Source organism: Micromonospora sp. KC721 (genome assembly GCF_004348355.1).
GTDB lineage: Bacteria > Actinomycetota > Actinomycetes > Mycobacteriales > Micromonosporaceae > Micromonospora.
In genome coordinates, this window is the sequence record NZ_SMJY01000194.1 from 1 (window position 1) to 11,438 (window position 11,438).

Sequence of the window (11,438 nt, forward strand, 5' to 3'; positions counted from 1 at the left end):
GTCGGCTTCGCGGCGGATCGTCAGCATTCCGGTGGCGACGGCAGTGACCGCCGCCGTCACCAGGGCCGCCCCGGCGATCCCGGCGACGGTGTGCGGCACCACGGTGGCGACCGCGATGAGGAAGCCGCCAGTGGCCGCCCACAGTGGCGCGGACGGCCACCGGGTAGAGGCCGCGACGCGTGCATTGACGAGGACGAAGACCAGCGCGTACAGCGCGCCGGTGGCGGCGAACAGCGGCGCGTGCCGGCCGTGCGCGGTGTACTCCGGGCCGCCGGCCAGGGTGAAGGCGAGCTCGCCGGCGAGCATGGTCGCCAGCACCAGGACTCCGCCGGCCGCGCCGACCAGCGCTAGCGCGGTGCGCAGGGTACGGCGGTCGCCACGGGCCAGCCGGGGCAGGGCGATCACGGTCACCACCTGCGGCGCCCACAGTGCCCCCTTGGTCAGCACCGTGCCGACGGCGTACGTGCCGGAGGCGTCGGGCGGCAGGAAGCGGCGGGCCAGCAGCAGGTCCGCGTACGAGACGACCAACATGGCCAGGGTGGCGCCGCTGGCAGTGAGCACGGTACGGGTGGACAGGGTCGGGACGAGCGGGTCGAGGCCGGCGCCCCGGTTGAGGCGGACCAGCAGGGCCAGTACCAGCACCGAGGTGACCGCGCCCGCGAGCAGGGCACCGGTCAGCCCGCCGCCGAGGGCCAGGCCGGCGATCATGCCGCCGTACCGGCCGGCGGCGAGCAGGGCCATCGCCCCGGCCAGGCGCAGGAACCGCTGGTCGCCCTGGAGTTCCCCGAGCCATCGACCGGCCGCCACCACCGCCACGGTGAGCACGCCGAGCAGCAGCACCGCCAGCCCGGTCAGCCGGAGTTGGACGGCGGCGACCGGAAGGACCACCGCGAGCAGGGCGGCGGTGACGACGACGGTGAGGGCGGTGGGTCGGGTGGCGGCGGCTCGTCCGTGCCGGGCCCGGTGCACGGCGACCGCGATCTGCAACCCGGTGCTGGCCACGCCACCGATCGCGCCGAGAGCCAGCAGTGTGGCCAGGGCGCTCAACTCGGCTGGCGGGAGGTGGCGGGCACCCAGCAGCGGCACCACGTACGCCAGGCCGTTGACGAAGACGCCGGCCAGCGTGACCGCCACCCCGGCCGCGCCGAGCCCGGACGCGCGGCCGCGTCCATCGTCCGACTCAGTTTCCATGACCGTCCCGTGTCGGCGGCTGGGCCGCGGCCCGGCGGGCGCGCGTACAGTGTCGCCACGCCGGCGACCTCGCCGGGCCAGCCTAGTGAGGAGGCCAACCCTGCGGGAGAGGCCGATGCTCGTCGCGACCGGACTGGCCGTCACCGCGCTGGTGCTGGCCCCGCTGGCGGCGCCCGGTTACGTGCTGAGTTACGACATGGTCTTCGTACCGCACCAGCCGTGGCGGGCCGAACTGGTCCTGCCGGGTGACTCGCTGCCCCGGGCGGTGCCACTGGACGCACTGGTCTCGCTGGCCAGCCTGGCGGTGCCGGGTTGGCTGCTGCAACGGGTGGTGCTCGGCGCGGTGTTGCTGCTCGCCGCCGTCGGCGCCGGCCAGTTGGTGCCCGCCCGGCATCGCGCCACCCGGGCCGTCGCCGCGGTCGGGTACGCCTGGACTCCCTACCTGGCCGAGCGGCTGTTGATCGGGCACTGGGGGCTGCTGCTGGCGTACGCGGCGTTGCCCTGGCTGGTCGCTGCCGCGATCGCGCTACGCGAGGAGCGGCCGGTGGCGCTGCCGCGCCTGCTGCTGGCCGCCGCGCCGGCTGCCGTCACCCCGACCGGAGGCCTGATCGCCCTGGTCACGGTCGCGGTGCTGGTGCCCCGGTGGGGGGCGGTCCGGACATCGGCCGCCGCAGTCGGTGGGGTGGTGTTGCTGAACCTGCCGTGGCTGCTGGCGGCCGGCGTCACGTCGGCCGACGCGCGTACCGACCCGGACGGGGTGGTCGCCTTCTCGGCGCGGGCGGAGAACTGGAGCGGGGTGCTGGGCGCGCTGGCCGGCACCGGGGGAATCTGGAACGCGCAGACCACTCCTGCGAGTCGGTCCGCCCCGTTGGTGCCGGTGGCCACCGTGCTGCTGCTGGTCTCGGCGGCGTACGGCTTCCGCGCGTTGCGCGGTCGCTGGCCCGCGCGGGTGGCGGACCGGCTGCTCGGGCTGGCCGCCGCCTCGCTGGTCGCCGCGCTGCTCGGCGTGCTGCCCGGCACCGCAGTGGTGCTGCGGTGGGCGGTGGCGTCGGTGCCGGGGGCGGGTGTGTTCCGGGACGGGCAGAAGTTCCTCATGCCGTACGCGCTGTTGCTGGTCGTGGCCGCCGCGTTGGGCGCGGAGCGGCTGGCCGCCCGGGTTGCCGCCCGGGGGGCGGCGGTCGGCGCCAGGGCACTCCTGGCCGCGGCGCTGTTGCTGCCGGTGGCGGTCATGCCGGATCTCGCGTTCGGCGTGGCCGGCCGGCTGCGGCCGGTGCGGTACCCGGCGGACTGGGACGTGGTCGCCGGGCGGTTGGCCGGGCAGCGGGGGGAGGTCCTGTCGCTGCCGTTCGGGGCGTACCGGGCGTACCCGTGGAATGGGGGCCGCACGGTGCTGGACCCGCTGCCCCGGTACGTCGACGCGGATGTGCTGGTTGACGACACCCTCTGGGTGAGCGCGACGGAGGTGGCCGGGGAGAACCGGCGGGCCGCCGAGGTGGGCCGGCTGCTCGCCGCGGGCGTCCCGGTCACTGCCATCGGGGTGCGCTGGGTGGTGGTGCAGCGGACGGCGGGGGGCCGGCTGGTGACCCCGGCGGCGCTGAGCGGGCTGCGCGAGGTGTACGTGGGGCCGGAACTGGCGCTCTACGAGAACCCGGCCGCCCGCTGATCAATACGGGCCGTACCGCTCCGTATTGATCGGCCTCGCGGCCCTCCCAGCACCACCTACTTGGTGGTAACGTCCCGCGCACGCAGCTCAGGAGGAGGAAGAAAGCACCATGCGCAGTGCTCTCTCGTTGGTTCTGGTCGCGGTCGCCGCGGTCGCTCTGGGTGCCTTCGGCACGGTGGCGCTGGCCACCACGCTGACCGGTACGTCGGTGTCCGAGGCGGCGAAGGCCGAGCAGGCCGCCCGCACCGAGTCGGGCGGCGGCAACGGCGGCGCGAACCAGCCGTTGGTCTATGGCAGCAAGTAGGACTGCTCCACCGGCTTCACCGGCGCCCCCGCCGGCTCGTTCGCGGCCCTCGCCACGAGGGCCGCGAACTTTTCTCCCGAAACCGGCCAGGTGAACCGGGCGGCGTGGGTGCGCGCCGACTCTCCCATCGTGGTGCGGTAGGCGTCGTCGGTCAGCAGCCGCCGCACCTTGGCCACGAAGTCATCGATGTCGTCGGCGAGCAGGCCGGTCTCACCGTCGACCACGGCCTCCTCGACCCCACCGGCACCCCGGAACGCCACCGTCGGGGTGCCGACCGCGCCCGCCTCGACGATGGTCAGGCCCCAGCCCTCCTTGAGCGAGGGGGTCAGCGCCACCCAGGCCGCGGCGAGCAGTTCCCGCTTGAGGGTGTCGCTGACGAACCCGGTGAATCGGACCCGGTCGGTGATGTCCAGCTCGGCGGCGAGCTGGCGTAGCTGCGGTTCCCACCAGCCCTGACCGGCGACGGTCAGGGTCAGCCCGGGCAGTTCGCCGCCGAGCCGTGCGAGGGTGTGCAGCGCGACCTCGACCTGCTTGTGCGGGACCAGCCGGCCGAGCACCACCAGGGAGGGCCGCGGTGAGCGGGGCACCGGACCGACCGTCATGTCGGGGGTGCCGTTGTGGACGATGGCGACCCGGGCCGGGTCGATCCCGAGGGCGGCCAGTTCGTCACGGGTGGCGGCAGAGACGGTGACGTACTGGCAGCGGCGGTAGACGCGTGGGGCGAGCCAGGACTCGACCCACCAGCCGAAGCTGGCGAGCCAGCGGCCCAGCACCACCGGCCACTGCTCCCGGTGCACGTGGTGGACCAGCGCGATCACCGGACGGTGGGCGTAGAGCGCAGAGAGGAAGGGCAGGCCGTTGCCGACGTCGACGATCAGGTCGGGTCGGCCGCCGTGCCGCCGGCTCAGCGGGCCGAGGCCGAGGGCGCCGGCCAGGTAGACCAGGGCGGCGCGCAGGTAGACGGTGTGCCGGCCGCCGCGGCGCAGCACGCGTACGCCGTCGGCGGTGGTCTCTTCCCGGGAGCCCTCGGTGTGGGTGGCGCACAGCAGGGTGGCCCGGTGACCGCGCCGGACGAGTTCTCCGGCGATCCGCTCGACGTAGACCTCCGATCCACCCCCCTCCGGGTTCCGGGTGTCCCTCCAGTTGAGGAACAGTACGTGCCGGGTGGCGGCAGCCGGTGCTTCCAACGCTCACTCCTACTGCCGAGTAGTCTTCGCGGTCGCGTCACACTATGGGCTGCGTCACGAAAGCCGCAATGCCCGATCGGAGGCGAGATGTTGCAGTCGCCGGGCCGTCCGGGGCCGGCCGAGGAGCTGGACGACGCGCCGAACACGGTATGGCGTCTGCGCTTGGTCGCGGTCTGTCTGGCTTTGTCCGCCCTGGCGTTCCTCCAGGACCCGGGTCTGATCGTCATCGACACCAAGGTCGACCTGGCCATCGATCCAGCCGGCTGGATGAGCCGGGCACTGCACGTCTGGGACCCGGACGGCACCTTCGGCCAGCTCCAGAATCAGGCGTACGGCTACCTCTGGCCGATGGGCCCGTTCTTCCTCGCCGGCAAGCTGCTGGCCGTGCCCGCCTGGGTGGTGCAGCGGCTGTGGTGGGCGCTCGTGATGACGGTCGCCTGCACCGGTGTGGTCCGGCTGGCCGAGCGGCTGCACATCGGCACCCCGTGGGCCCGGCTGATCGCCGGCACTGCCTTCGCGCTCTCCCCCCGGCTGGTTACCGAGCTGGGCCCGATCTCGGTGGAGGCCTGGCCCAGCGCGGTCGCGCCCTGGGTGCTCGTCCCGCTGGTCGGGCTGGCCCGGGGGGTGCCGATGCGCCGCGCGATCACCCGGTCCGCGCTGGCGGTGGCCTGCGCCGGTGGGGTCAACGCCACGGCCGTGTTGGCGGTGGTGCCGCTGGCCGTGCTCTGGTTGGTCGGCCTGCACCCCTGGCGGATGCGGATGGAAGCCCTGGTCGCCTGGGGGGCGGCGGTGGCCGCGGCGACCGCTTGGTGGCTCGTGCCGCTGCTGCTGCTGGGCCGGTACAGCCCGCCCTTCCTGGACTACATCGAAACCGCGCCGGTGACCACCGCCCCCACCGACACCACCACCGTGCTGCGCGGAGCGTCACACTGGCACGCGTACCTCAACGGGGCGTACGGGCCGCCGTGGACGGCCGGTTGGCGGTTGGCCACCGAGCAGCCGCTGATCGTCGCCACGCTGGTGGTGGCCGGGCTCGGTATCGCCGGGTTGGCCCGCCGTGGCATGCCGTACCGGCGGTTTCTGGTGACCGGGCTGCTGGTCGGGTTGGCGCTGGTCGGGCTGGGCCACGTCGGGCAGCTCGACGGGTTCGGCGCGCAGACCCAGCGCACCTTCCTCGACGCCGCCGGCGCGCCGCTGCGCAACGTGCACAAGTTCGACGTGGTGCTCCGCCTGCCGCTCGTCCTGGGCCTGGCCCATCTGGTCGGGCTGCTGCTGCGAGCCGCCCGCACCGGGGACCGGCCCGAGTTGGCGGGCCTGCTGCCACGCCTGCTCCAGCCGGTCCGGCTCCGCGCCGGCCTGGTCACCGGCGCGGCCCTGGTGGCGGTCGCCGCTGTGGCCTCGCCGGCGCTCGCCGGCGGGCTGGCTGCCCCCGGCAGCTTCCGCGACGTTCCCGGCTACTGGCACCAGGCGACCTCCTGGCTCGACCGCACGGTCGGCGACGAACGGGTGCTGGTGGTGCCCGCGGCCCGGTTTCCCCGCTATCTCTGGGGCAGCCCGAGCGACGAGATCACCCAGCCGCTGTTGGAGAAGCCGTGGGCGGTACGCAGCTCGGTGCCGCTCACCCCACCCGGCACCATCCGGCTGCTCGACACCGTGGAGTCCGCACTCGCCAACGGCCAGGGCTCGCCTGGCCTGGCTGACCTGCTCGCCCGCTCCGGCGTGCGGTACCTACTGCTTCGCTCCGACCTCGACTACGGCCGCAGCGGCGCGACCCAGCCGGTGGTGGCCCGGCAGGCGCTGCTGCGCTCACCCGGCATCGTCGCGGTCCGAGGTTTCGGACCGGCGGTCGGCGGCGGTCGGCTGCCCGGCAACTTCGTGGACCACGGCCTGGACGTGAAGGCCCGGGCGCTGGAGGTCTTCGAGGTAAGCCGCTCGGTCGACCCGGTCGTCGCGTACGACGCCGACGACGTGACCACGGTGGTCGGTGGACCCGAGTCGCTGCTGCCGCTGGCCGCCTCCGGGCAGCTCACCGACGCCCCCACGGTGCTCGCCGGTGACCGCCCCACCGAACTCGGCAACGGCCCAGTCACGTTCACCGACGGCCTGCGCCGCCGTGAGGTCGCCTTCGGACAGCAGCACGACAACGCCTCGGCCACCCTGACCGCCCGCGACCGGCCCCAACTGGACGCCCCGGCGCGGGACTACCTGCCGGACTGGGCCGACGAGACGTCGACGGTGGTGCGGTACCTGGGAATCGCCGGGGTCTCCGCGTCCAGCTCCTGGTCGCAGGCGCAGCCGCTGGGTGGTGGGCGCCCCGAGTACCAGCCGTACGCGGCCGTCGACGGCGACCTGAGCACGTCCTGGCGGTCCGCGCCGGGGACGTTGGCACCCGGTCAGTGGTTCGAGCTGGAACTGGAACGGCCGCAGGTGGTCCGGCAGGTTCGGATCACCTTCGACACCGGCGCCGACTCGCTGCCCACGAGGGTGACCGTCACGGCCGGCCGGCAGCAGACCACGATGGAGACCTCCGGGCCGGTCCTGGACGTCGTCCTGCCCGACGGCTTTCCGACCCGGGTCGTCCGGGTCACCGTCGAGCAGGTCTTCGACGTCCGGGCCGGCTTCGGCGGGGTTGGCATCGCCGAGCTGGCCATTCCCGGCGTGCAGGCTGCCCGTACCCTCGTGGTCCCGGCCGCGCCGGCCACCGGTGTACCCGCCGCGGCGGTGTTCAGCGCCGCCCCGTCCGTGCCCGCCTGCGTCTTCGACGAGGGGCAGCCGATCTGCGACGGCGGGCGGGTCCGCAACTCCGAGGACAGCGACAAGATCGACCGGACCGTGCAGCTGCCCGTCGCGGCTGGCTACCAGATCGGGCTGCGCGCCCGGCCACGGCCGGGGGCGGCGCTCAACGCGCTGCTCGATGCCGGTGGCGCGGCGGCGGTGACCAGCGGGGTGGTCCCGATCGTCGCCGCGTCCACGGTGGGGGTGCCCGACCCGGCGGCCCGGCCCGGCACGGTGGTCGACGGGGACGCCTCGACGACCTGGTACGCCGCCGACTCCGACCGGCAGCCGTGGCTCCGGTTGACCTGGCCGAAGGCGCGCACCATCACGGGCCTGCGGATGACCCTGCCACGGACTGCGGCGGCGGCCCGTCCGTGGCGCGTCACTGTGATCGGCGACGAAGGTATGCGCGGCGGGGTGCTCGACCAGGACGGCACGCTGCTGTTCGACCGGCCGCTCCGCAGTGACGAGATCTCCGTGTTGATCTCGGACGTCGTACCGGCGCAGTCATACGACCCGTACCGCCGGCTGAGCCAGAACCTCCCGGTCGGGGTGGGGGAGCTGACGGTGCTGCCGGCCGCCCGGGTGACCCGCGCCGACCCGTTGAAGCGGGTCGCGCTGCCCTGCGGCAGCGGCCCGACCGTACTGGTGGCCGGCGAGGAGCGCCGCACCACGCTGGTGGCCAACCGCCGGGACCTGGTGGAGCAGCGCGAGGTGAATGCGGTGCTCTGCGGCAAGGAGGCGAAGGGACCGGTGCGGCTGACGGCCGGCGAGAACCGGGTGCTGGCGGCCGGAAACCGGCTCGCGGTGCCGACCCAGCTCACCCTCACCCCGCTGGGCGTGGCGCCCGGCGGCGCAGCGGGTGGCGTCGGCGAGCCGGTGGCCACCCGGACGGCACTGCGGATCGACGAGTGGTCCGCCACGCGCCGGGTGCTGCACCTCAGCGGTCACGCCGGACGGCAGGTGCTGGCGCTGCGGGAGAACGCCAACGCGGGTTGGGTGGCCATCGCCGACGGAAAGAAACTCACCCCGTTCGTGGTGGACGGCTGGCAGCAGGGCTGGCTGGTCCCGGCCGGGTACTCCGGGCGGGTGGAGCTGCGCTTCGCTCCCGACGGTGGGTACGTGCTGGCGCTCGGTGCCGGCGCGGTGCTGCTCGCCGGGGTCGCGCTGCTGGCGGTGCTGCCGCCACGGCGTGCCGGAGGGCCGGTGCCGGGGTACGCCCGCCGCCGACGTGGCCGGTTCCTGGCCGCGTTCGTCGGCGGTGGAGCGTTGCTGCTGGTGGGCGGTCCGGCAGCGGTCGGTGTGGCGTTGCTGGTCTTCCTCGGCGTGCTCGCCGGACGGGCGTTGGAGCCGCATCTGCACCCGCCGGACCGGCGCGGCATGCACCGGCTGCGCCGGGCGACCGTGCGCTGGTTGCCGGTGGCGTGCTTCGCGGTGGCCGGGTGGTACGCGGCGACCCGTGGCGGGCACACCGCCTGGCTGCCTCAGTTGGCCGCGGTCGCCACCGCCACGGTCCTCTGGCTTTCACTGGTGTTGCGGCGCTGGCGTGGCCACCGGTGGCCCCAGCGCTGGAAGGGGCGCTCCACCGCGTAGTAGCTCACTGCCGCGAGGACCAGCCCACCGGCGACGGTCAGGGTGAAGATGCCGAGCGGGTCGCCGGTGAACTCCGGCCGGTCGTCGACGAGGTAGATCCCCTCCAGCACCAACGGGTGCCAGAGGAAGAGCCCGTAGGACACCCGGCCGAGCCACCGGCCGAGGATGCTGTCGAAGACGCCCTTGGTGCGGGTCTGCGGGCCGAACGCGACCGGCACGATGAGCATCACCGCGACGACCGTGTAGAGCAACAGCTTGGTGCCGAACTCGGCGGCGGTGGGCTCGGCCAGGTCGCGCGGACCGGTGACCGGGGTGGTGGCGACGGCCAGTGCGCCGAGGGCGATCGTCCAGCAGGCCAGCGGGGCTCGACCGAGGTCGTCCAGCCACCGCCAGCGTTCGCCCGTGCCCGTGCGCAGCGCGACGTGCGCGCTGGCCAGGGCCATGCCGGCGCCGAACCACCCGGCGTACGACGGCAGCCACATGGTGTGCAGGCCGAGACTGAGCACGCCGACGCCCATCAGCGCCACCCAGCCGCCGGTCACCACCAGCGCGGCCACTGCGATCCGGGCCACCCGGTCGGGGCGGTGACGCCGGCCCAACAGCAGTGCGGCGAGCCCGGGCAGGATCAGGTAGTAGCTGACCTCGGTGGCAAGGCTCCAGGTCTGGCTGATCCCGTGCTTCAGCTGCCCGTGCTGGTAGATCTGCGTGAGCGTGACGTGCCGCAGCCAGTCGGCGACACCAGCGTCTCGGTTCTGCGGCAGGACCAGCAGGCAGACCACCACGGCGACCCAGTATGCGGGCAGGATCCGGATGGCCCGCCGCCACAGGTACCTTCCGGTCCCGGGTGGACGCTGGTACGTTGCCTGCGCGTGCGCGTACGGCCGGAAGAGCAGGAAGCCGGAGAGGACGAAGAACACGGCCACCCCGACGTCGAGTCGGGACAGCCAGGCGCCGGCGAAGGTGTCGCCGGCGTTGCGTCCGGTGGCGAATCCGACGTGGTGCCCGACGACGGCGAGCGCTCCGATCACCCGTACCGCGTCGAGCGCGGGCAACCGCCGGAGAGCGTGATCGGGAATCGGAGCAGACATCAGCCGTCCAGAGGGTCGCGGGAATAAGTAACCCGGGAGTAACGTGCGGCCCAGTTTTGCAGACCCGAACGCTCGCCGGACACCGGCTGACCGTCTTTGTTGGGGAGGATCAGTGAAGGCTCGCCTCGGTGCCGTGCTGTTCGGCATAGGCGTCGCGTCTCTCGCGTTGGCCGCGGGAACGGCATACTACGTGGCTCCGTCGGTGACGAAGCTGCCGTACGACCTGACGTTCTGCAATCCCGACAACCAGCCAGAAGGCTGCTTGAAGGCGAGCGTCGCGGTCGCCGAGAACGCGACGTTCATGCAGGTCATCGATGGCAAGCCGACGATCCAGACCGGTGCGCTGAAGGCCACCACCGAGGTGGTCCCGCAGGCGTCGACCACCGCGAAGGAGATGACCGGCGACCTGGCCGGCGAGGCGGTCGTCTGGCAGGCGTACGGCCGGGTGATCCGTACCGACAACGGCTCGGACGTCAGCCTGTACTCGGCAGAGTTGGCGCTCGACCGGGAGACCGCTGCCGCCCGGAAGTGGGACAAGCAGTTCCTCGACACCGACGGTCCGGCCGGTGAAGACGACTCGGTGGAGTTCCAGGGGCAGACCTACAAGTTCCCCTTCCACGCAGAGCGGAGGGACTACGAGTACTTCGACCGTGACCTGCGCAAGGCACTGCCGATCAGATTTGACGGCACGGAGCGGGTCAAGGATGTCGAGGCGTACCGGTACGTGCAGGTCATCCCGGAGACGGAGCTGGTCGTGGCGGAGGGTTCGCTTACCGCGCTGGCCAACGCTTTCGCGCCGGGCGCCACCACCGGCAAGGTCACCTACAGCAACACCCGGACCATCTGGGTCGAGCCGACCAGCGGCAACTTCGTCAGGGTGCGAGAGCAGCAGAAGAAGAACTTCGTGCCGGATCAGGGCGCCACGGTGACCCTGCTCGACGCGGACTTCGCCTACGACGACGTCACCATCAGCAACAGCGTGAAGTCGGCCGGGGAGACCCGGGACAAGCTCCGGCTGATCAGCCGGACGCTGCCCATCGCCCTGGCAGTCCTCGGTGGTCTGCTGCTGATCGTCGGCCTGTGGCTGATCGTCGCCGGCCGCCGGTCGGCTGCCGACGCCCGGCTTCGGGCGGACGCTGCCCCGACGGCGATCGGCGCGTCGACCCGGCAGGAAGAGCCGGTGACGGACGAGCGGCCGGGCGGCCCGTTGTCCGACGAGATTCCGCCCGCGTCGGCGAACTGGCGTATGGAGGACGAGTCGGCGGTGCCGGCGCAGCGGACAGCGTCGGACGAGGCCGAGAAACGCTGACAGTGCGCAGGAAGGGCGGGTCGTTCGCGACCCGCCCTTTGCGACTCCAAGGCATTCTAGCGTCGTTACAGAATCGTAATGTGTCGATGGCTTGGTCGCGGAGGGTGACGTTAGTCGATGAGAAGCGCCCTATTCGTCGCCTTGGTCCTAGAGGTGTGTCGCGTCGGCTGCTGGCTGTCCGTGCCCGACCGGGTCGGCGTCGCCCACCGGAGGCCACCGAGTCAGGTGTGGGGTCTTGTGACCTACGCCGCACCGGGTGCACCATCAGGCGGCACCTCATTACCCGCCGGTAACAGATGTTCCGGCCCGGCCGGCATCCTCCCCCCGG

At 73.1% G+C, this 11,438-nt stretch carries 6 protein-coding genes and 1 pseudogene; 4 read left to right on the forward strand and 3 right to left on the reverse strand.

Features of this window, described 5'->3' with window-relative positions:
• The coding region (locus E1182_RS25100; RefSeq protein ID WP_132269674.1) for a polysaccharide biosynthesis protein at window positions 1-1,191 on the reverse strand (1,191 nt) is incomplete at its 3' end.
• A 115-nt stretch (window positions 1,192-1,306) separates the two neighbouring features.
• Here E1182_RS25100 and E1182_RS25105 point away from each other — a divergent pair.
• Window positions 1,307-2,845: pseudogene (locus tag E1182_RS25105) on the forward strand (hypothetical protein); the annotation flags it as partial.
• 118 nt (window positions 2,846-2,963) lie between these two features.
• Complete coding sequence (locus E1182_RS25110; RefSeq protein WP_132269680.1) at window positions 2,964-3,158, forward strand: hypothetical protein; 195 nt, start codon at window positions 2,964-2,966, stop codon at window positions 3,156-3,158.
• On the opposite strand, the gene E1182_RS25115 is transcribed toward E1182_RS25110, so the two are convergent.
• Complete coding sequence (locus E1182_RS25115) at window positions 3,143-4,345, reverse strand: glycosyltransferase family 4 protein (RefSeq protein ID WP_132269682.1); 1,203 nt, start codon at window positions 4,343-4,345, stop codon at window positions 3,143-3,145. The two genes, E1182_RS25110 and E1182_RS25115, sit on opposite strands and share 16 nt — an antisense overlap.
• Before the next feature lie 87 nt (window positions 4,346-4,432).
• Here E1182_RS25115 and E1182_RS25120 point away from each other — a divergent pair, with 87 nt between their 5' ends.
• A complete protein-coding gene (locus E1182_RS25120) occupies window positions 4,433-8,713 on the forward strand; it encodes an alpha-(1->3)-arabinofuranosyltransferase family protein (RefSeq protein WP_132269685.1) in 4,281 nt (1,426 codons plus the stop codon).
• Here the strand turns inward: E1182_RS25120 and E1182_RS25125 are convergent.
• The gene (locus E1182_RS25125) at window positions 8,605-9,801 is read right to left on the reverse strand and encodes an acyltransferase (RefSeq protein ID WP_132269687.1); all 1,197 of its coding nucleotides are present in this window, start codon (window positions 9,799-9,801) and stop codon (window positions 8,605-8,607) included. The genes E1182_RS25120 and E1182_RS25125 overlap by 109 nt on opposite strands.
• Before the next feature lie 112 nt (window positions 9,802-9,913).
• Between E1182_RS25125 and E1182_RS25130 the strand changes: the two genes are divergently transcribed.
• Window positions 9,914-11,110 (forward strand): DUF3068 domain-containing protein, encoded by a 1,197-nt coding sequence (locus E1182_RS25130; RefSeq protein ID WP_132269690.1) that lies wholly within the window; start codon window positions 9,914-9,916, stop codon window positions 11,108-11,110.
• Window positions 11,111-11,438: the final 328 nt, after the last annotated feature.